The sequence below is a fragment of the Nitrosospira sp. Nsp13 genome (genome assembly GCF_900101945.1).
GTDB classification, from domain to species: Bacteria; Pseudomonadota; Gammaproteobacteria; order Burkholderiales; family Nitrosomonadaceae; genus Nitrosospira; species Nitrosospira multiformis_D.
Genome location: NZ_FMVD01000001.1, coordinates 570,205 through 590,929, shown reverse-complemented (window position 1 = coordinate 590,929; position 20,725 = coordinate 570,205). Strand labels below are relative to the sequence as shown.

Sequence of the window (20,725 nt, the reverse complement as noted above, 5' to 3'; positions counted from 1 at the left end):
GACCGAGTTCCGCGCCAGGCACGGCCTGGACATTTCTTTGCGCTTTTCCGTCGCTAGCCGCTTGTCTTTCCACGCCACAAGGGGCTTACTGGATCGAGGCTATGCCGGTTCGGGCTACGCGTCTGTTTCGCGGGTGGTTCCTTAAATGCCGCAATGAAGTACGGCACAGGTCGAATATTACAAGTAAAACTTGTAATTGTCAAGGAGAATTGTACAGACGGATGGTGTTACCGTCCTAAAAGGTGAGCGGAGGAGGGTATGGCGTGTTTATCGGTAGGGAATCCGTCTGAACGGGATATCGCCCGACTCTCGATGCTGGGCTCTGCCAGGACCATATTCGATCACCTCGCCATCTTTCAGAATGACCGAATAATCAACGATGTCATGAATGGAACCGGAGAAAAAAGACCAGGCGCTGGTGCGCCGCTCAATATAGAGCAGGACTTCATACTCGCCAGCGCGCTGGTAGCCATCGGGGTTGCCGACGATTCTTATCACTTCTTCTTTTGGGAGTCCCTCTCGCAACCCTGTCATCTTTCCTCCCATAACGCATGAGGAAAGCATCAGTGTGCCGAGCAGGGCAAGGATGATGAATTTCATAATTGGCTCCAAATGGATAAGTGTTCAGATTTATGGATTTGAATAAGAATGTTCGTTATTGTCCCGAATGGGGCAAAGATTCAAGCTCCTTGATGAGCAATGCCACCTCGGCGACTTCCACCAGCACCTCCTTCACCGCGCGCTCAAGCGTGTAATGCCGTTTTTCCGTTTCGCGCAAATGCTCGGGGAATTGCTGGATATATTGCTCCCGCCTGGCGCGTGCCTTTTCAGAAACATGAAAAGCAAACAGCATTTCCAGATTGTCGTAGAGTTTGGGCACTGTATTCATCGTTGTGGGTCAATTATTGCGGGAGGATTGGTCGCGTAGGGATTATTGGCGCTATCGTTGCTATACGGGCTTCCATACCGGCCGTAGGGATTGTTGATGGAATCGGCGCTGTATTGGCTTCCGTATTGTCCATAAGGATTGCTGGTGGAATTGGGGTCATAGGGATTTGCGCTGAGATTTCCCAAATATTTCCCAGTCTGCCGGTCTCTGAGTTGTGGCGTTTCCGCGTGCGTATCGTGTATGACCCCAGCCATCAGAACAGCGAGTACAGTGATGCCGAACTTCATATCAACTCCAAAAATGACTGGATTGCCGCCATGTGGCGTTGCTCGTCGTTGCATATGAATAACTATGCGCCTCCTCGTGCCTAGCCTGACAACAATCCAGTCATTTTAAACGTCCTGGCAGATTGCCGCCGTGCGGTGTTGCTCGTCGTTGCATATGAATACTATGCTATGCGCTTCCTCGTGCCTTGCCTGGCAACAATCCAGTCATTTTAAACATCTTGGCAGATTGCCGCCATGCGGGGTTACTCGTTGTTGACGAATAACCACGCATTTTTATTTTAGATGGCTTGCGCTGATTTATCCACCTCTTCAATAACATCCCGCTAGTTTCTACCACGCCGATCAAATTTCCGGCGATTTTGCTGATGCCTGTATTGCTGTCTTCTATCAGATTGCCGTCTTTCCCCTAGTCTTGACTCTCGAGGGCATCCGGCGCGCAGGAAATGCCGGAGGCGGGTGAGGCGCCAAATCCGGCTTCGGTAAAGGTTTCAGATCTATCATCGCCTCTTCTGCTTTTTCACCCAGTTCGGCAGCTATAAGCGCTTTGCTTATCGTCAGCAGGCGAAACGCATCTTCATCCGACATGCGCCGCATCGCGCTTGCAACTTCCTTTATCAGTGCTTCCCTGCCGGAAACAGGCGCTTCGGCAGTAACTTTGGACGATCTACCCGAGATTGCCTTACCGGATTCGGATGGCGGCGGCGTTGTTTCCGCTACCTGTCCTGACTGCGGCAAGGGCAGCCCGAAATGCATCTGCGCCAGTGGCAGTTTGAGTATTTCCGCAATTTTGTTCAACCGCTTTCCGCGGGGTTGCGTCGCGCCTGACTCCCATTGCTGAACTGCCTGCGGAGAGACGCCGATCAGCTTGGCCAATTGAGATTGGTTCAAGTCAAGCTTTTCACGTCCTTCGCGAATAATTTTCGCAATATTCATGCTTGCACGATGCCAGAACGTCAAGAAAATGTTTTGCAATGATTTCTTGCAATGATACAAGCAACACTTGCAGTTGAATTACAAGAATTACTTGACATATACAAGTAAAACTTGTAATAATCCGTCTCATCAGCATTTCACACCAAAAAACAGCAGGCCAATCATTTAATTTCGAGAAAGAAGTGGGCTTAAGCCACTTAAAAGCTAAAAGAAATGAAGCAAACAAGGTTATTTGAGTGAATTACTACGAACGCTATTGCGGTGATTATCAACGCGACACCGCGCATCTCTCCCTGGCGGAACACGGCGCTTATACGATGCTGCTGGATACTTATTTCAGTGTTGAAAAGCCATTGCCTAAAGAGCTTCCCGCACTTTTCAGGGTTTGCAGGGCCATGACACGGGTGGAGCAACATGCCGTCAAGGCGGTTGCGGATCAATTTTTTCCCGTTTCCGAAATTGATGGCTTACGCCATAACGCCCGCGCGGACCGTGAAATTGCCAAAGCCCGGCCGAAGATAGAGGCTGCGAGAATCAACGGCAGGAAAGGAGGGCGTCCTTCCAAAGAAAGAGAGGCCGGAAATGAAGACAGGAATGAGATGCCGCAAAAACCCCCTGGGTTATTTGCCGGTTCCGAAAATCCCACCGTTGAGATGACCCACCAGGCTACCGGGACGGAACCCGGCGGCAAAGCCCACCAGCACCAGCACCAGCACCAGTTCCATAAAGACTTGGAAAGTATTCATACACAAACTTCTTATTCCACAGAGAAAGAGAAATGCATATGCGATCCGTTGCCTGCCCGTGAGTCCATGGTCCGTACATACCATGGAAATGGCGTCGCAGTCCCGGTGCCGCCAGGCGTGGCGGGCGCGTGTTGTAAAAGCATGACGCGGCATGGCGTAAAGGCTTGCAATCCGCATCATCCGACATTACTGGCACTGCTGCGAGCGGGAGCGGTGGAAGAGGAATTTGTGCAGGCCGCGCGAAGCGCCGCCACCAAGGGAAAAGCGAACTTTGCCTACGTTATCGGCACGGTGAAACGGCAGCGCGAAGAGGCGGCAAAACTGGTGTTGCACCAGGGTCGGATGCCTAACCGACAGGAATTGCTTGAGGCATCGAATAAGGCCGCCACCCAAGGCTGGCTGCCACCGGAATTGAGGGGCAGGGAATCAGAAGAACCGAGATCAGGGGAGAACCAGCATGCAAACCCATGATTTCCAGAAATTCCACGATGGCATTGTCGGCGTAATGGGTTTTTATGGCCGGAGCGTTTCGAGCTTTGCGCTGGATGTATGGTGGACTGCGCTCAAAGGGCATGATCTGGCGGCGATCGTGGATGCCTTTAATCGGCACCTGGCGAATCCGGACGCGGGGCAGTTTCCGCCCAAACCCGCCGATATCATCCGCATGTTGCAGGGTTCCACTCAGGATTCCGCGCTACGAGCCTGGGCTAAGGTCGATCAGGCGGTACGCCGAATTGGAACGTACTGCGACGTGGCGTTCGACGATGCGCTGATTCATCGTGTGATACAGGACATGGGCGGATGGATTGCGCTGGGAAGCAAGGGCGAAGACGAATGGCCCTTTGTGTCAAAGGAATTCGAGAACCGCTATCGCGGGTTTCGTTCGCGTAACGAATATCCGGAATATCCAGCCAGTTTGATGGGCATGGCGACAGCACATAACAGCCAGAAAGGTTTCAAGACCGACCCGCCGGTGCTGATCGGGAATGAGCAACTAGCCAGACAGGTGTTGTACGGCGGCACTGACAAGCCCGTGCTTGGATTCAAGCGACTGCGCGATGAACTGGAGGAAACAGAAACGGCGGCTGTAGCGTTCCGGAACGTGGGAATTGGATAGCAAGAAAGAAAGCGTATCAAAAGTGAAGGTTGGAATGAAAGAGATAGAAGCATCTAACAGCGCTCAAAATAACTCAAAATCATGAAATATCGTCGAAAACAGGATAAAAGGAAACAGCATAATGGAACGTCATCCGGAAGATCGGTCATGGGAGAAAATCAAGTGAGGAAATTCGGCTTAAAAGCCGGGCTGGTAACCATGACGGCAATGGTTTTGTTTGTTCATATCGAGGCCCGGGCGCAAGCCCAGCCGGGTCCCGGGATTGATCTTGGTCATGGCACCCAAGCAGCCGCGCAGGCCGCGGCGGTTGCCGGCGCCTTGTCGAGCTCGCATCAGACTCAAACCTCCGTTACCACGGCAACGGGAGGGCAGGGTGGGATGGCCTACAACACGGGAAATAGCCAGACCGTGAGTCTGGGTGTACACGACGTGCGCAACAACCCGAATATCGGACTCGGCCTCATGGTACCGACCGCGCCGTGTCGCGATACCTACTCGCTGGGCGGTTCCGCCGCCGGAGTCGGTGGCGGCGTGGCCTGGTCGAAGGCCGATCGTGAGTGCCGCTGGCAGGATATCGGCACAGCATTTATCCGGGCCGGGTTTATCGAGGACGGACTCGCCATGTGGTGCGCGATCGAGGGTGTAGAGGATATCGCACCGACCTGCAAGCGATTGAAAGCCGCAAAACAGGTGGTGCGGGATTCCACCGAAACATCGAATGATATATCCGGCCAGGGAGAGTGGCAGGGATGGTGAAAGTGACGATGCACAAAATCGGCATGGGTTGCGACGAATCGCCAGGTCTTGAGCGCTGGGAGTATGGAAATCCGGAGTATGTCGTTGCCCGCAGGCAAGCGCAGTCGTGCCACGGCTGCCGGCACGAAGAAACGATCCAAATGATTTCACAATCCATCAAGTATTGTGGAAAAGGGCGCAAACACGGCAAGCGTTGCCTGTCATATCAACACAAGGAGAATGACAAATGAAATTCAGCAGTCCGGAGCGCGCCCTGAGATGGGCGTATGAAACCAGTAACAGGCCAATCGTGAAAATATCCTCCGTCAATGACATGCGCGAAGCCAATAGGGCAGGGGGCATGGCGGGGAATGGCGAACTGACGGTGCATGACCGCCATGCCCAGGCGGCGCTGATACTCAGCTTATGCGAGCGCATATTGCCTGCCGTGCACATGGCCTACGTCCGGGTTCAGTTCGGAAGGGAAGCGAGCGGGTTCGAGTTGCTGACGCACCATCTGGCGGCTAACTTTGGCACGGGATTGCACAGCCGCCGAAGCATCGAGCAGATTATCCGTGCCTACTGCGGAGAAAAAATAGGGTTGCGCGAGATACGCAAATCCATGTCGTGCGGCATGCTCAAGGCGGTGTCCTACCGCAATCAGGCATATGACACGCTGGATGTCATCCACGCCCAGGCGATGGATAGGCTAGGCATGGAAATGGAGAATAGGGGGTTGTTGCGAGATGCATCTTCGGGACTGGTATCATAAAGACCATCCGAGATACAAAAGTTCAGGCGCTATAGGACCAGCTTCGTTCAGGCTCCATTTACCGCGGCGGATCCGACGGGAGCCTGGCTCTTTCGATCGGGTAGGCGGTCTGGTTTGCTCAGCGACTCCTGGATCTGTTGGGCATCTTCAAGATGCAAGGAAAATGGTGCAAAGAGCTTATATAGCAGGACCTTCAGTTCCTCGTTGCTGGCGTTAGGCATCAACTGGTTGTCGATTGTGTCCAGCACGTGCTGGTAAAGGACGACTTTTTGATCGATGTAAGCTTTATCGAATTCCCGCCCGCATAGCGCTTGTAGCCTGGTGAGATCTGTTTCACCGTCGGCTCTCAGACTTTGGCTGATTGGATTATCCTGAAGCTCCACCTTGAGTTTCGTCACCAGTTCAATGGCCGACTGGCTGACTTCCGTGTGTTCACCCACCATCCGTTGCGCGTAGGCTTTGATGTCCTCATTGGATGATTTGGACTGCGCCAGCCTGCCAGCCTCGATAGCAATGCTACTTGCGGTAACCACAACGTCGGCAATATGCGCATCGTGGATATCACGCATTTCCGCAAAGGCCGAGAATGCCGGAGCCATCAGTCCAGCTAACAGAATAATCAGGTTTTTCATGCAAAATCTCCTAACAGCCGCTCAATGAGGCCTGTTTCACTACTTGCACATGGGTATTTACTTGTTAATGGCGTAGTTTTACATAAAGCTCTTCCGTTGGGCAACCCTCATGGTCGTGGGAAATTTATGGACAAATTTTAGCTAGGGTAATTTTTTTGGTTGCGTAGATATTGCAATTGTTTAGATGTTCTGTAGCGTTCGTTTGTTTCAGGAAAGGCAGAAGGATAAGCTTTCTCGATTCTCTGAAACGTAACGAAAAGTGAATAATTCCTGCTCTTTATTGCTTATAGCATTGGGATTTAGTCGCCCTGACCGTTTTCTTTTTCATATTTGCCTCAGCTGGTTGTGCCTAAGACAACCTTCAAGGCTTCGATATCTAAAATCCACTCGAATAGAGATCTAATGGATGTCCCCAAAAAGGACAACAGTCGTCTGCTGAACGGACAGGCGATCCTTTAACTTCTGCTATATATCTGTTTAAAAACAATTCTTATTCTGGCACATTAATTGCGTAGTAGGAGGTGGAAGTCCCATTAATCATTAAATCGGAGCCACCATGCAAACTATGCACAAGACAATTCTTGCACTCATGCTTACGGGTTTTGTTGTTCTTACACCCACCGCTTATGCAAAGAATGAGAAGAATGCTCAACCAGCCCGGACGAGTCTGCAAGGCAAAGCAGTACGCTATCTCATCAATCCTTTCGGAGAAGTCGACGGCGTGTTTCTTGATAACGGCACGCTGGTAAGAATGCCTCCGCACATGTCAGGTGATGTGGCTGAGCTCGTCAAGCCGGGTGACCCCGTCGCCTTGCAAGGCACACTCGAAGGAAAATCAAGCTTCAACGCTTACTCCATCACTAATACCGCCTCGGACCAGACCTTGGTGCGCCGTAAGCCGGCATGGAACGGAAAGGTCATGCCTAAAGAACTGCGTGTAGCCGAACTCAAGGAGATCAGCGCGAATGGGAATATTGAGCGAATCATTACCGATAAGCAAGGCGAGCCCAGAATCATTCTCCTCGCGGATGGCACCAATGTGCGATTGCCCAAAGACATCGCCAAAGACGCCTTTTCGTTGATCAATACCGGCGCGCCATTTGCAGCGAAAGGTTCCGGCACCGAAACCCGGTATGGTCGTTCGCTTGAGGCATCTACGATCGGCACCAGTCCGGCATCGCTCAAGCCATTGTCCGTGCTTCGGGCTTCTCATTGATCTGTGCCGAGTGGCAATGAAAGCCAATTCAGGGCAGACGTTGACTTTCATGGTGTAACTGAGTGGAAAAGTAAATAGGCAAACGAAGTTTGTGTATATCCCTCTTTTCCCGGAATTGAAGTCATGTTTCTACTCTTGCCACCACCATGTTTATTAAGAGCAATGCATGCATTTATTTGAAACAAGCCCGTGGCGAGACATGAAGCTACTTTTAATTTTCGTGATTTTTATTTTCAGCAATTGTTCATATGCTGATAACACACATCAATTCTATGAGTTTCGCACTCAGATATCCTTAACCAAACAAGTTTTCGATCGCTGGGATTTAAACGTCTTCACATCACAAAATGCCAACCTGGTCGATAAAACCTATGGAGGGGAACATGCCCCCACTAACATACAAAATTATTTTCTGGTCGGCCCCACTTACAAATACAGTTCGAACCTTAATTTCGTTTTTTTAGGATACATTTACCAGAAAACGAATCCCCTTTTTGATAACTTTGTTAATGAGAATCGGCTTTTCCAGCAGGTTGTCTATAGTTCGGATTTCGGTTTTGGGCGAGTGACCCATCGAGTCCGCTTCGAACAAAGATTTATCCATGATAAAGCACCCGAACAAAAATTCCTCGGCACAAGACTTCGTTATCAGCTAGGGCTTCTGGTGCCCTTGCAGGGTGAAGAATTAAACAATGGAGAATTTTATCTCAATACTTATAATGAATTTTATTTCATTACATCAGGGGTTAGCGGTGCAATATACAATGAAAACTGGGCCTACGCAGGGATCGGTTACCAAACTGCGAAGTATGGAAGGTTTGAAGTGGGACCTTTACTCCAAAGAGTGGTCGTGGATAAACACGATATACGCTATTTCAATCTATTGCAGTTTAGCTGGTCACATAATTTTGATTAATAAGTTTTCAATCGCGGTGACCATGGGTGGAAACTAACTGTCTATGCGGCCAAAGAATCCGTGACCAAAAGGATATGATTTCCCTGTAATGCCTTTAGCATCGTCCGGGCTAGTATAGAGTTAGCGTAAGGATGAGATCAGTTCAATGATGACCTGTTTACCGATTAGAAAAAAGGGAATTTCATGTGCCGCATTACAATCGTAGTAATTGCTGCGTGCCTCATTTTACTCAATGCATGCGCTTCGACCGAACAGGGAACCTATCACAAGACAGAAGTTGAGGAGGTGGTACGTAAAAAGGACTTGCCTCCCGAAGTCTTAATGGTTTTGCCTAAAGGATATGAAGAGCGGGAATTTACTTATAAACGCAAGCTGAAAGATGGCATGACCAGTTATGATGTGTATTACGAAAAAGGCGGGAATCAATTTTCGATCAATTATGACGCGGAAGGCAAGGTGCTGGCGGAGGAAAAAAGAATAAAACTTTCCGCCATACCTCATAACATAAGAGTAAAAATCGAAAAAATATTGTCCGTCCACTATCCAAATTACAAGGTGCTGATGGTCGAAGAGCTTTACAAGAAAAATGAGATGCTGCTGAAGATATTTTTTTCTCATCCCGAAGCTAAAACGGGTCTTGTCGAAGCTATTTTCGAATCTGAAACCGGAATGCTGCGGGAATTTATTAACATAAAGATGAAATCCATTACCACATTTAACTGAGCATTAAGCGGAAAGAAGGCAAGAAAATGATGGTACAACAGAAGAAAGTTGAACATACGCAAGTCGTAACGGCGCAATGTTATGTGAGGCCTATAAAGGCGGCTTGATCAATGTCCGCAACACGGACTACGTTATTACTAGCATTCTTGGCTGCTTGCACCAATATCCATTGCTGGTATTCTCGCACTCGTTACATTACCCAAAATAAGGAAGCTGTGAGGATTGCTCTCGCTCTTCGTTGGCGTTTATTGTTACTTTGGCTATTCATGCTGTTGGTTAGCGGTGCGCTTGCCTATCTCATCCGCGATGTTTACCAACTTGGCAGCGAGGCACAAGCACAAAAATCCCTTGAACAGGTCAGCCAGGCTTGCGACGCCTTGCAGGCAGAATATACTAACTCCATCAAGCCCGAGGGAGAGGTCGTCGATGCCCAGTTGATGCACGCTCTTCTGAATCTCATCCTGGATAAGCTACCCGGTATCGAGGGCGGTTTCTGGCATGAAACCCAGGGGTTCGTCGCCTACGCTTTTCCTACCCATGCGGGCAGTGAAGAAAAGAAGGATATGCCATCGACCGAACGTAACCGCATCGAAACATTGGCGCACAAAAGCATTGTCGAGGGTGCAGCCCTTAGGGATTTAATCGCTGGAAGCCGAGAGACAGTCGTGCTGACCGGTTGTCCGGTGGATTACTCAAAAACACATCTCGTTGCATGGACGATGATGCGCTCGCCCATGGCCGACAGTAAAGCATACGATAACGTAAATCGTGGCCTCGGATTATTGTTTGCCTTCGTTATCATCTCTGGCATCTGGTTGAGCCTCGGCTTTTTTGGCTGGAGCAAACGCTTTAATCTCATTGAGCGCGAGCTGGCTGGTGGCCCTGATAACGCACCGCGAAAAATGGCTGCCACGGGGGACGTTGAGCTTGATCGCGTCGTCGCCGCCTTCAATCAGTTTCGGGCACAGCTCGACGCCGAACGCGCGCGTACCATCGAGCTTGGCACGCTGCTCGAGCGTTCAGAACGCTTCACCGCGCTGGGCCGGATGGCCGCAGCAGTGGCCCACGAAGTCCGTAACCCTATCGCCGCCATGCAACTTAAGGCGGAGAATGCGCTGGCACGGCCAGAGGACCAACGAACAGCATTGGAGTTCATCTTGCGGGAAATTGGGCGTCTTGATGAAACCGTGAAGGAATTGCTCAAAAAAACCGAGCCCGTCAGTATCCATTCACGGCAAGTACATATTGCGGATTGGCTCATGGAAAGGGTTGATGCCTTTACTGAGCGAAGTGCCGCCGCCGAAATTGATCTACGAACACGGATCGATATTGCATCCTGGAGTTTTGATCCACGCTCGCTAGGTCGGGCGCTAGACAATCTCATTGCCAATGCGCTGCAGCATACGCCACGCGGCGGTGTTGTTACGGTGACCGCAAGCAAAAACGCTTTTAATGCCGCCATGGTCTTGCAAGTCTGTGATACAGGCCCCGGTGTCGCTGCCGACATGGAGCCCCGGCTATTTGAACCTTTCGTATCGGGACGCCCAGACGGGATCGGGCTGGGGTTGGCGCTGGCGCGAGAAATCGCCGTTGCGCATGGGGGCGAGGCCCGTTATTTTCGGCAGTCTTCGGGTACCTGTTTTGAGCTGGAGATTCCTTGGCACGTATCCTGATTGTCGATGACGATGCCAGCTTCCGCGAAAGTCTCGCGGAGACTGTGTCGAGTCTCGGGTACGAGATACTCATCGCAACCAACGGCGCACAAGGCCTTTCACTTCTGAAACATGGGGGGATCGAAGCCGTCTTTCTTGATTTCCGATTACCTGACATGACGGGCATTGAGGTGCTGCACGCGATCAAACATTTGCCGAGGGGCGACGGGCCGCCAGTTATCATGCTGACTGCCTACACCAGTGTAGATAATACGATAGAGGCGATGAAGCTAGGTGCATTCGAGCATCTTGCCAAACCGATCAGTCGTCATGCAGTCGAAACTGCGTTGGCCGCCGCCCTCGCGTCACGCGGCACCGCAACGCAGCAAGCCGAAGTCCGCAAAGAGGACGAATTCGTCGCCCATAGCGAACGCATGCGGGAAACCATCAAAATGGTCGGACGCGCTGCAGCCAGCGACGCCACGGTGCTGATCACCGGAGAAACCGGCAGCGGCAAGGAAATAGTCGCGCGTGCATTGCATCAGCACAGCGCGCGAGCGTCACAGCCGTTTGTAGCCGTCAATTGCGCGGCAATTCCGCAAGAGTTGCTTGAAAGCGAGCTATTCGGCCATGTACGGGGTGCTTTTACCGGAGCTACCGCAAATCGCACAGGTATTTTTCAACAGGCCGATGGCGGCACCCTTTTGCTCGATGAGATCGGGGATATGAGCAGCAATCTGCAGGCCAAGCTTCTGCGCGTGCTAGCGGAAGGCAAGATAGTCCCGCTGGGCGCGGAGCGCCCACTGGCCGTCAATGTACGCTTGCTTGCCGCTACCCATCGTGATCTTGGGCAGCAGGTCAAAGAAGGCAAGTTTCGCGAGGATCTGTTTTACCGGCTCAATGTCATTAATATTCATGTACCGCCGTTGCGGGAACGGCATGAGGATATTATTGCGTTGGCAGAATATTTTCTTGCCCTGGCCAGCGATTCTCCAAAGAATCTTTCAGCAGAGGCGCGGCATCGCCTCGAAAAGCATTCATGGCCTGGCAATGTACGCGAATTACGTAATGTAATTGAACGTGCAACGATTCTGGCTCGAGGCCCTTCCATCAAAGCAGAAGATCTCGGGTTGGCGGACGCCGCTGCGTCCCTCACGCTATCGGCAACGCCGCCGCCCTTGCACGACCTACCCACAGCACTGGCGCAGCTCGAAGAGACCATGATCCGCACAGCACTTGCCGAAACCGGGGGTAATCGAGCCGAAGCGGCGCGCCGTCTTGGTATCCGCCGTCAATTGCTCTACGCGAAACTGCAGCACTACGGCGTCGAACCTTAAGCGGACACATTTCTGATGGCCGTATTTAATTGAATCGCCCCGTTTTCACTGGACACTTTCGAGCCGGTTGATATACTGCTTTTCGAACTCTACCGGAGACAGGTTATGGTTGTAGCCATATCGCCGGATCGGGTTATAAAACATTTCGATGTAATCGAACACATCACGCCGTGCTTGCTCGCGGTCGGTATAGATTCTTCGGCGTATCTGCTCCGCTTGAGCAACTGGAAGAACTCTTGGCCGCAGCATTGTCATGGTTTCACTACGAAACAATGACTATGCAGAACGATGAACAGGAAATCCGGCAGCTGGTTTCCACCTGGATGGCTGCTAGCAAAGCGGGGGATATCGAGACAGTCTTATCATTGATGGCGGATGACGTTGTCTTTCTCGTGCCGGGCCAACCCGTCATGAGCAAAGCTGACTTCGCTGCTGCGGCACATGCCCAGTCAGGCGAGGGGACTCCACAATTCGATGGCACAAGCGAGATTCAAGAGATCAGGATTCTCGGGGACTGGGCCTTTATGTGGACGAAGCTCACCGTTGTTGTGACTCCGCCTGGTGGCGCTCAATCCATGACGCGTACAGGTCATACGCTGTCTATTCTGACAAAGCAAAGCGGAAAATGGGTCCTGGCACGTGATGCTAACATGCTGGCTTCTGTGCCAAACAAATGATGCCCACCAACGTAGAGGTGAACCTGATACCGAATCAAGCGTTGCAGGAGGATTTGTGAGCCCGAACAAAATGACCGTACAAAGATATATGGATGGTTTTAATAAAAGCGATCATGAGCAAATTCTGTCGTGCCTGGCTGATGAGATTGAGTGGTTTATGCCCGGCGCATTTCATTTGGAAGGGAAGGACGCCTTTGACAAAGAAATTGAGAATGATGCGTTCATAGGCAGTCCAACCATAAGGATCACACGCATGACCGAAGAAAACAATGTTGTGATCGCTGAAGGTACGGTTCGGGCCGCGCGAAAAGACGGGGGCTTACTTAATGCGATGTTCTGTGATGTTTTTGAAATGGAAAACACCAGGATAAAACGTTTAATCACCTATCTGGTTGAACTCAAAGATCAGGCGTCCGACAGTAATGCGGGTCCTGGCACGGCGGATAACTTCTCGACGTAACAGAATATGCTTTGGGAGAGTTTATTAGGTAGGCTGTTCGATCTAAAAGGAGGGGGTATGGCTCGGGAGACATAGCGCATTTCCCGTGATAGATAGGTAACGAGACTATGCGTAAGAAAGATAAGGAACTAAAAATGGAGTTCTAGCGCCTCCACGCCACTTACATTTCGATAATGCCTTTCAAAGGTAAGTGATCCGATGCCATGCGCGCGAGATCACTGGCATGAACCTCCACGATTGCGAGCCGCTTGCGCGGGTGCACCCAGAGGCGATCAAGCGCCATGAAAGGCAAGCGTGCGGGAAAGGTCGCGCAGTGGGGAGAGCGCTTGAAGTGCGCGTGCAGCCAGCGCAGGGGCCTTCCCCAGAGGAACCATTCATTCAGGTCACCCATTAGCACATAAATATTCGCGGAACCAATGTTGAAAAGCTTAAGCAGCTCGCGGACCTGGTGGCGTCGCTCCCAGGGCATCAGGCCCAGATGGGTAGCCACCACCTGCACGCGCCGTCCTTTTCCATCAAGGGTGATATCGAGCGCTCCACGCGCTTCGTGTCCAGGGAGGGTCAGGTCTACCCGGTTCACCGTCAGGATGGGAAGCCTTGTTAATATTGCGTTGCCATAGTGCCGGGTTCTACGCAACAGGGTAGGGCCTGAGACAGCCGTCAACCCGGTTTCTGCGGCAAGATAATCGAGTAGATCACAGCCATCAACGTCATGATGCTCCACTTCCTGCAATGCCACGACATCGGCATTCAACTCGCGCAGTACATGTACGATGCGTTCCGGCTTGAAGCGGCCATCCGCGCCTATGCATGCGTGGATGTTGTAGGTGGCAAGCGTCAGGTTCATACAAATGCAGATCTCATCGTGATACTGCGCTACTCAAGAAATTTTATCGATTACATATCAAATACATGTGGTATGCAAAAATGTATTTTGCGCGTTGTCTATATAGAGGTTGGAATCATGGATATCCCCTGAATCGCCTGGCTTCGGCGATACTTCCGGCGGTCAGGTTTTCCACTTTGAATAGGGGTGGTTGACCAGGTTGGCATTGTAGTAACGGGGATCATCCGTCACTTCCTTGCCCACCCAGGGTGGTTTGTCAAACACCTGCTGCGCACTTTTCAGCTCGATCTCGGCCACTATCAGGCCGGCGTTGTCACCATAAAATTCATCCACTTCCCATACGAGTCCGCCATACCCGACCCGGTGCCTGCGCTTTTCGATCAAAGGCCGCAAACACAAACCATCCAGCATTCTCCTGGCGTGGGCAACAGGGATCGGATACTCATATTCGGTGCGCGTTGCGCCTTCGGTTATACCCTTGATGGTGAGGTAAGCGGCATCCCCCGCGATACGCACGCGCACCGTGCGATGTTTGTCGATACTCAGGTAGCCTTGGCGAATCTCACTATATATTGCGTTGCGCCAGCTATCGGCGTTTTTGTCCTCAACGAGAAATTTGCGCTCAATTTCCTTATTCATAAACCTTTCGTATCCGGCAACGCCCGGATTCCCAGAATACGGGAGATGGCCAGCGGATAGGAAACGTTTTCAAATTGCTCCAGCCCCAAGGCGGATCGCACCGCGAGCACTTGCTCCGCGCACCCGGATTCGATAGCGATGGATTCGATAGCTGCGCCGTTGACCAATATCCAGTCTATCTCTACCGGACAATCCTGCAAGGTGAAACGGGAACGGCGCTTGAATACGTTGGCGTGATAAAGACGGGGGCCGCATAGGCTGTCTTGAGCGACGTGATGAAGAAATTCTTCCTCGGTCACCATTGCGGTCAATGAGTCAGGAAAAGGCAGGGTCCGCTCCAGTGCGGAAACCGGAAACAGGCTATCGGGAATGGCAGCGCGTTCAATGGGGAATTCCAAAGAACCCGTGGGTTTCCAGCGTTCCAGTCCATTGTTCCGGTCAATCAGGCGTTTAAACTCCAGCTTACCCTCGCGAATTTTGACATTGCGGTCGCCGTTTTCTCTACTGCCATTGAGAATATAAATTTCTTTGCTTTCAACAATCGACTCGCAAGGAGCCACCTTGCGAATACGTCGTTGAAGCGTAACGAAATCATGCCCAAAAATCCGGAATTCAAATCGTGGCACGATCTCATTCGCTGCCGCCAGCCGGAAAATGGGCGTATCAAGTGGCGTATTCCCAACATCGAGTATGTCCATAGGCATATCTATCATTTGTGCAATCATTTCAGCCTCCCTTTTTTTCCATCAATAAAAAATCATTCAATCAAATGTGGTTCAATCGGTCTGAGCCCTTAGCCGGATATTCCGCTCATCGGAATTTTGGATTTTGCGACGGGAAGCGTGATGACAACTTTCGGCGGGCTGGCAATCCGTACCGCCGCCCGCGCGGTGGCCAGCGTGCCGATGAGCGCATTGAATCCCTCCAGGCCGTTAATCGTTGCAATCTCTTCTAAAAGCTCCGGGCCACCGGAAACATTGATATCTTCCAGCTCAGCCGCGGGCGCGTGAGGATGAAGCCGGTGAAATAAGGTGTGGTTGTAGTTGAGCGGCAGAATGACTTCTATTTGCTCCGCCTGATCAAGCAGCGCTGGTATGGATTCAACCGTTTCACGGCCATGCCAGGTTAACTTGATCAATGGTTCTTTTTCCACTATCCGCTCCTGATTCATTAACCGCCTGAGAATATGGAATGGCCGATATTACTTACTATAACGATTACTATGGGCCGCTTTGCGCCGGACTTCCGTTCGCTTCCGAACATAATCCCGTATTGGATTTGTTCAGAGAGTCCTTGACGGAGACCATGCAATTGGTAACCATATCTCAGGCGCGTGAGATTCCATCCGAAACAGACGGGAGGATCAAGAGTTGGCAGACCAGACATTAGATGGCAAACCGCTTTACAGGCTTCAGTCCACGAACGATGTCGAGGGATATGATTCGCTGGCGGAGCTGGCTCTGGACATGCGAACATCCTGGAATCACAGCGCGGATCACCTGTGGGAGCAGCTGGACCCGGCGCTATGGGGGCTGACGCATAATCCATGGGTTGTCCTGCAGACGGTGTCGCGGGAGAAACTCCAGCGCGATTTTGCCAATCCCATCTTTTGCAAGAGCGTCGCCGATCTGGTGCGGGACAGGCACGCCGCGGCGGAGGCACCCGCCTGGTTTCAGGAAACGCATTCACAATCATCCCTGCAGTGTGTTGCGTATTTCTGCATGGAGTTCATGCTGAGCGAAGCGCTACCCATTTATTCGGGCGGGCTGGGCAATGTGGCCGGGGATCAGCTCAAGGCCGCCAGCGAATTGGGCATTCCGGTTATCGGCGTAGGATTGCTATACCAGCAGGGCTATTTTCGCCAGGTAATCGACAAGGACGGTGCCCAACAGGCGCTCTTTCCCTACAACGATCCCGGGCAACTGCCCATCACGCCATTGCGCCGCCCGAATGGGGAGTGGTTGCGGCTGGAGCTAAAACTGCCCGGTTATTCAGTCTGGTTGCGTACCTGGCAGGTCCAGGTGGGTAAGGTAAGACTATATCTGCTGGACAGCAATGACGCGGCAAACTACCCCGCTCACCGAGGCATAACCAGCGAGCTTTACGGTGGGGGGCCGGAGCTGCGCCTCGAGCAGGAACTGCTGCTCGGGCTCGGCGGCTGGAGGTTGCTCGCCGAGCTTGGCATCAAGCCGGAAGTCTGCCACCTGAATGAAGGCCATGCCGCCTTCGCGGTATTGGAGCGCGCCCGGAGTTGCATGGAGGAAACCGGGCATGATTTCAAGGCCGCATTGTCCATCACCCGCGCGGGCAATCTCTTCACCACGCACACGGCGGTTGCCGCCGGGTTCGACCTTTTTGAGCCGTGTCTGATCGAGCAGTATCTGGCTGAGTACGCCGAGACGAAGCTTGGCATCACATGCCACGATTTGCTGGCGCTGGGACGCCGGAATCCGAACGACTCGACGGAGCCCTTTAATATGGCTTACCTGGCGATTCACGGGAGCGGGGCGGTAAATGGCGTGAGCCGCTTGCACGGGAAAGTGAGCAGGCACCTCTTCGGGCCGCTCTTTCCGCGCTGGCCGGTGGATGAAGTGCCTGTGGGCCACGTGACCAACGGCGTGCATATGCCGACCTGGGATTCGGCGGCCGCCGACCATCTCTGGACGCATGCCTGTGGAAAAAACCGCTGGATGGGAGCGACCGAAATGCTGGAGCAGAAGATGCTCTGCGTATCCGACATCGATCTCTGGCAATTCCGCAGCGCCGCGAGCAAATCGCTCGTCGAGTTTGTCCGGCAGCGATTCTCCGGGCAATTGGCGATGTCGGGGGCGCCGCCGGATGCGGTTGAGGCCGCGAAGGGCCTGCTTGATCCTGATGTCCTGACGCTGGGTTTTGCACGTCGCTTTGCAACCTACAAGAGACCCGATCTACTGTTGCATGATCCCGAGCGGCTGCTGCGCCTGCTGAATAATCCGCGACGTCCGGTGCAGATCATTATGGCGGGCAAGGCTCATCCAGCGGACGAAGCCGGCAAAGCCCTGATTCAGGAGTGGATGCGCTTCATTCATCGTGCCGGCGCGCACGCTTCCGTCATCTTCCTGAGCGACTATGACATGCAATTGACCGGACAACTGGTGCAAGGGGTGGATGTCTGGCTCAATACGCCGCGGCGGCCATGGGAGGCAAGCGGAACTAGCGGAATGAAGGTGCTTGTCAATGGTGGTATCAACCTGTCAGTGCTGGATGGATGGTGGGCGGAAGCCTACACACCGGAAGTGGGGTGGGCGTTGGGCGATGGCAAGGAGCACGGCAAGGACCCCGCGTCCGACGCTGCTGAAGCCGAGGCCCTTTACGATCTGCTGGAAAGCGAGGTGATTCCGGAATTCTATACCCGCGACCAACAGGGTATTCCAACCGCCTGGGTCACGCGTATGCGCAACAGCATGTCGCAGTTGACACCCCGTTTTTCCACCAATCGCGTGGTGCGCGAATATACGGAGCGCCACTACCTTCCGGCCGCGGCGGCTTATCGTGAACGGAGCGCCGATAAAGGCGCGCTCGGTGCGCAGGTGTCGGATTGGAGGCATATGCTGGAACAAAACTGGCCTGCCTTGCGTTTTGGCGAAATGACGATTGAGACTGATGGCGGGCAGCATGTATTTTTGGTCCACGTGTATCTCAATGATCTTGATCCGGAATCGGTGCAGGTCGAGCTGTATGCTGACGGAATTCTGGAAGATGCTCCCGTGCGCCAGGAGATGACGCGCCTGCATCAGCTGGTTGCCGCGGCTACCGGCTACGCCTATCATGCGCGCATACCCGCGGACCGCCCGGCGCAGGACTATACGGCCCGGCTCATACCCCGCCACGATGGCGCAAGCGTTCCTCTGGAGGCGCCTCAGATTCTATGGCAGCGGTGACGCAGGGTTTTAATCTGACCGATGGTCGATGCTGGCGTACAGCGCAGCGGGAATCAATCGTATAATCCCGCATCCGGCGGTTGACCGCTCGTTTTTTAGCTTAACACAATGATTTACAAAGACTGCTTGCATTACCTGATCTTTACCTTTCTGGTGAGTTCGGGTCTGCTGATGCCTGGTATAAGTTATGCCCTGGATTGTCCGGGCATTCCCGAGCAGACACAAAAGGATTTGCAAGTCGAGATCCGGGCCGCCGTGGACAGGATAGGTTCCGCCAAGGGAGCGGAACTGGAAAAACTGACTCGCAATACCACGCGCGACCTGCTCGGTAAGCTTCCCCAGGCGGACAAGGTTTATCTTGAGCAGATGATGTACGCGACCTATTGTTCGGCGTTGCGCGATGATCCGACTCTCACCGAATCGCAGAGAAGCGCCCGCATCAAAGCTTATAATCTCGAGCTGAAGAGAACCCTGCAGGGCACCCAGGGAAAAGAAAATCCTGATCAGCGCGCGGCTTCGGCCAAAGACGCCGCGCGTGCCGAACTGGCGCGGATTCCGTTGCCGTACACGCCGGATGCTTTTGTCGAAAGTGCAGGCAACGGCAACCTGGCGGCAGTAAAATGGTTCCTGGCGGCGGGGATCGACCCCAATACGAAAAATGAAGGCGGAAATACCGCCCTGATGCACGCGGCCGGTGGTGGCCATACCGAAATCGTCAATGCCTTGCTGAAAGCGAAGGCGAATGTCAACGAACGGAATCAGGGGGGCTATACGGCACTCTCCTGGGCAGCCTCGAGTGATCGCAAGGATGTCCTATCCATTTTACTGGATCATGGAGCCGATAATGATGCGATAAACAAGGCCTTTCTAAGCGCTGCCGAGGGTGGACATGTGGAAGTGCTGCGCACGCTGCTGAAGCGGGGGGCGGACAAGCGCCTCGGCAATGAGGCGCTCAGAGAGGCTGCGGGATCAACGATCACGGGCGCAAGTGAAGCGGAGTTGAATGATGTGATCCACTTCCTGCTGGAACAAGGCATGGACGTCGATGCGAAGGATGATGCAGGCTGGACGGCTCTGCTGAACGCGGCGAGGGAGGGACGTATCATGATTGTTCAGACCTTGCTGGATGCCGGCGCGGGCGTCAACACGAAATGCACGTGTACCGGCTGGCTGGGAGGAGGATGGACCGCGCTGATGATGGCCGCCCGGGAAGGAGGAGAGAGGAAGGCCATGCTGGATATGCTGCTCGCCAGGGGTGCCGACCCCGGCCTGGCCAACAACGACGGCAAGACAGCCCTGCTCATTGCATTGGAATTTAGAGGCAGTATTGATACGATTCGCACCTTGCTGGACAAAGGTGCCGATGCGAATGCCAGAGATAACAACGGATCAACTGCTGTCATGCGGGCAGCGGGAGAAAGAAGCGGTGTTGAATTCCTCCGCCCCTTGCTTGAGAAGCGGGCCGACGTTAATGCCAGAAACAACGATGGATCAACAGCGCTCATGTGGGCAGCCATGCGCGGTTATGTCGATAATATGGAGGCACTGCTTGATGCAGGAGCGGATGTCAATGTTAGAAGCATGAACGGCAGAACGGCGCTCATGCTGGCGGTGCGGGAAGGGAAAATCGAGTCAGTTCAGGCGTTGCTCCGCAGAGGTGCCAGGGTCGATGATGAGGATGCGAATGGCAAGACCACGTTGAATTATGCGGAAGAGGATCTGAAAGAGCAGGCCAGAACGGACATGATCCGAATTTTGAAGAAGGCAGGGGCAAAATGAACATAGCACATTGTAGATTTATCTCGGGCACGGTTAGCGCTACGGTGATGTTGGCCGCCGCATTCAACGTTTTTGCGCTGGATTGTCCCGCGCCGCCGGTGCAGTCGAACAAGGACTGGGAGACGTCTGTGCGGGCCGAGGTTGCAAAGATCGGACCGGTGACAGGTTCGCAGCTGGAAACGCGCGTTAAATCGGCGACCAATGACCTGATGGGGAAGCTTCCCGGTGCGGACAGGCTCTATCTTGAACAGATGATGTTTTCCGCCTACTGTTCCGCCCTGCGCGGCGACAATTCCATTTCCGAATCGGCCAAGGCGAGGCAGATTCTCGAATACCGGCGCGAGCTGAACAAGAGCCTGGCGGCTACGGCCCCGCCTGCCCAAGCGCCCAGGCCGCTTCCCTGATGAGTGACCCATTGCAATTGCCGAATTCAGGATAACTATCCCCA

General features: G+C 53.0%; 24 protein-coding genes and 1 pseudogene. 15 read left to right on the top strand and 10 right to left on the bottom strand.

The features are described from left to right. Positions 1 to 267: 267 nt before the first annotated feature. The 4 genes from BLO43_RS02700 to BLO43_RS02685 all read right to left on the bottom strand — a co-directional run bounded on the left by BLO43_RS02700 (position 268) and on the right by BLO43_RS02685 (position 2,109). On the bottom strand, positions 268 to 600 hold the full coding sequence (locus BLO43_RS02700) for a hypothetical protein (protein WP_090905666.1): 333 nt from the start codon (positions 598 to 600) through the stop codon (positions 268 to 270). 55 nt (positions 601 to 655) lie between these two features. Then, positions 656 to 889: a hypothetical protein gene (locus tag BLO43_RS02695; RefSeq protein ID WP_090905665.1), complete on the bottom strand. Its 234-nt coding sequence runs from the start codon at positions 887 to 889 to the stop codon at positions 656 to 658. Further along, a complete protein-coding gene (locus tag BLO43_RS02690) occupies positions 886 to 1,176 on the bottom strand; it encodes a hypothetical protein (RefSeq protein WP_090905858.1) in 291 nt (96 codons plus the stop codon). Before BLO43_RS02690 ends, BLO43_RS02695 begins: the two co-directional genes overlap by 4 nt. Positions 1,177 to 1,563: 387 nt before the next feature. Continuing rightward, a complete protein-coding gene (locus BLO43_RS02685) occupies positions 1,564 to 2,109 on the bottom strand; it encodes a helix-turn-helix transcriptional regulator (protein WP_090905664.1) in 546 nt (181 codons plus the stop codon). A 236-nt stretch (positions 2,110 to 2,345) separates the two neighbouring features. Here BLO43_RS02685 and BLO43_RS02680 point away from each other — a divergent pair, with 236 nt between their 5' ends. The 5 genes from BLO43_RS02680 (at position 2,346) to BLO43_RS02660 (ending at position 5,479) form a co-directional block, all read left to right on the top strand. Then, entirely contained in the window at positions 2,346 to 3,326 is a 981-nt protein-coding gene (locus tag BLO43_RS02680) for a YdaU family protein (protein WP_090905663.1), read from the top strand. Next, the gene (locus BLO43_RS02675; RefSeq protein WP_090905662.1) at positions 3,313 to 3,972 is read left to right on the top strand and encodes a DUF6475 domain-containing protein; all 660 of its coding nucleotides are present in this window, start codon (positions 3,313 to 3,315) and stop codon (positions 3,970 to 3,972) included. Before BLO43_RS02680 ends, BLO43_RS02675 begins: the two co-directional genes overlap by 14 nt. 147 nt (positions 3,973 to 4,119) lie before the next feature. Beyond that, positions 4,120 to 4,728 (top strand): hypothetical protein, encoded by a 609-nt coding sequence (locus BLO43_RS02670; RefSeq protein WP_090905661.1) that lies wholly within the window; start codon positions 4,120 to 4,122, stop codon positions 4,726 to 4,728. Beyond that, on the top strand, positions 4,722 to 4,958 hold the full coding sequence (locus BLO43_RS02665) for a hypothetical protein (protein WP_090905660.1): 237 nt from the start codon (positions 4,722 to 4,724) through the stop codon (positions 4,956 to 4,958). The genes BLO43_RS02670 and BLO43_RS02665 overlap by 7 nt, the downstream gene beginning before the upstream one ends. Next, the gene (locus tag BLO43_RS02660) at positions 4,955 to 5,479 is read left to right on the top strand and encodes a hypothetical protein (protein WP_090905659.1); all 525 of its coding nucleotides are present in this window, start codon (positions 4,955 to 4,957) and stop codon (positions 5,477 to 5,479) included. The genes BLO43_RS02665 and BLO43_RS02660 overlap by 4 nt, the downstream gene beginning before the upstream one ends. A gap of 47 nt (positions 5,480 to 5,526) precedes the next feature. Here the strand turns inward: BLO43_RS02660 and BLO43_RS02655 are convergent, their stop codons facing one another. Then, positions 5,527 to 6,111, bottom strand: coding sequence for a DUF4142 domain-containing protein (locus tag BLO43_RS02655; RefSeq protein WP_090905658.1), 585 nt, complete (start codon positions 6,109 to 6,111; stop codon positions 5,527 to 5,529). 556 nt (positions 6,112 to 6,667) lie between these two features. On the opposite strand from BLO43_RS02655, the gene BLO43_RS02650 reads away from it, so the two are divergent. The 5 genes from BLO43_RS02650 (at position 6,668) to BLO43_RS02630 (ending at position 11,955) form a co-directional block, all read left to right on the top strand. Further along, a complete protein-coding gene (locus BLO43_RS02650) occupies positions 6,668 to 7,327 on the top strand; it encodes a ubiquitin family protein (protein ID WP_090905657.1) in 660 nt (219 codons plus the stop codon). A gap of 166 nt (positions 7,328 to 7,493) precedes the next feature. Further along, on the top strand, positions 7,494 to 8,243 hold the full coding sequence (locus BLO43_RS02645; RefSeq protein ID WP_090905656.1) for a DUF2490 domain-containing protein: 750 nt from the start codon (positions 7,494 to 7,496) through the stop codon (positions 8,241 to 8,243). Positions 8,244 to 8,426: 183 nt separating this feature from the next. Beyond that, positions 8,427 to 8,966: a hypothetical protein gene (locus BLO43_RS02640; RefSeq protein ID WP_090905655.1), complete on the top strand. Its 540-nt coding sequence runs from the start codon at positions 8,427 to 8,429 to the stop codon at positions 8,964 to 8,966. Positions 8,967 to 9,232: 266 nt separating this feature from the next. Continuing rightward, the gene (locus tag BLO43_RS02635) at positions 9,233 to 10,639 is read left to right on the top strand and encodes a sensor histidine kinase (protein ID WP_175443828.1); all 1,407 of its coding nucleotides are present in this window, start codon (positions 9,233 to 9,235) and stop codon (positions 10,637 to 10,639) included. Next, positions 10,624 to 11,955, top strand: a complete 1,332-nt coding sequence (locus BLO43_RS02630; RefSeq protein WP_090905653.1) for a sigma-54-dependent transcriptional regulator — start codon at positions 10,624 to 10,626, stop codon at positions 11,953 to 11,955. Before BLO43_RS02635 ends, BLO43_RS02630 begins: the two co-directional genes overlap by 16 nt. A 45-nt stretch (positions 11,956 to 12,000) precedes the next feature. Here the strand turns inward: BLO43_RS02630 and BLO43_RS02625 are convergent. After that, positions 12,001 to 12,211 (bottom strand): annotated as a pseudogene (locus BLO43_RS02625) (IS3 family transposase); the annotation flags it as partial. Between the two features lie 22 nt (positions 12,212 to 12,233). Here BLO43_RS02625 and BLO43_RS02620 point away from each other — a divergent pair. Further along, positions 12,234 to 12,632 (top strand): YybH family protein, encoded by a 399-nt coding sequence (locus BLO43_RS02620; protein WP_090905857.1) that lies wholly within the window; start codon positions 12,234 to 12,236, stop codon positions 12,630 to 12,632. A gap of 55 nt (positions 12,633 to 12,687) precedes the next feature. After that, positions 12,688 to 13,092 carry a nuclear transport factor 2 family protein gene (locus BLO43_RS02615; protein WP_090905652.1) on the top strand — a complete coding sequence of 135 codons (405 nt, stop codon included), beginning with the start codon at positions 12,688 to 12,690 and terminating at the stop codon, positions 13,090 to 13,092. 160 nt (positions 13,093 to 13,252) lie between these two features. Here the strand turns inward: BLO43_RS02615 and BLO43_RS02610 are convergent, their stop codons facing one another. The 4 genes from BLO43_RS02610 to BLO43_RS02595 form a co-directional block, all read right to left on the bottom strand. Next, complete coding sequence (locus BLO43_RS02610; RefSeq protein ID WP_090905651.1) at positions 13,253 to 13,939, bottom strand: endonuclease/exonuclease/phosphatase family protein; 687 nt, start codon at positions 13,937 to 13,939, stop codon at positions 13,253 to 13,255. 162 nt (positions 13,940 to 14,101) lie between these two features. After that, the gene (locus BLO43_RS02605) at positions 14,102 to 14,578 is read right to left on the bottom strand and encodes a CYTH domain-containing protein (protein WP_090905650.1); all 477 of its coding nucleotides are present in this window, start codon (positions 14,576 to 14,578) and stop codon (positions 14,102 to 14,104) included. Next, the gene (locus BLO43_RS02600) at positions 14,575 to 15,303 is read right to left on the bottom strand and encodes a hypothetical protein (RefSeq protein ID WP_090905649.1); all 729 of its coding nucleotides are present in this window, start codon (positions 15,301 to 15,303) and stop codon (positions 14,575 to 14,577) included. Before BLO43_RS02600 ends, BLO43_RS02605 begins: the two co-directional genes overlap by 4 nt. Before the next feature lie 68 nt (positions 15,304 to 15,371). Next, positions 15,372 to 15,731: a hypothetical protein gene (locus BLO43_RS02595; RefSeq protein WP_139149223.1), complete on the bottom strand. Its 360-nt coding sequence runs from the start codon at positions 15,729 to 15,731 to the stop codon at positions 15,372 to 15,374. A gap of 217 nt (positions 15,732 to 15,948) precedes the next feature. Here BLO43_RS02595 and glgP point away from each other — a divergent pair, with 217 nt between their 5' ends. From glgP to BLO43_RS16985, 3 genes are all read left to right on the top strand, one after another. Further along, positions 15,949 to 18,498 (top strand): alpha-glucan family phosphorylase, encoded by a 2,550-nt coding sequence (gene glgP, locus BLO43_RS02585; RefSeq protein WP_090905646.1) that lies wholly within the window; start codon positions 15,949 to 15,951, stop codon positions 18,496 to 18,498. Positions 18,499 to 18,606: 108 nt separating this feature from the next. Continuing rightward, positions 18,607 to 20,277 (top strand): ankyrin repeat domain-containing protein, encoded by a 1,671-nt coding sequence (locus tag BLO43_RS02580; protein ID WP_090905645.1) that lies wholly within the window; start codon positions 18,607 to 18,609, stop codon positions 20,275 to 20,277. Next, a complete protein-coding gene (locus BLO43_RS16985) occupies positions 20,274 to 20,681 on the top strand; it encodes a hypothetical protein (RefSeq protein WP_090905644.1) in 408 nt (135 codons plus the stop codon). The genes BLO43_RS02580 and BLO43_RS16985 overlap by 4 nt, the downstream gene beginning before the upstream one ends. Positions 20,682 to 20,725: the final 44 nt, after the last annotated feature.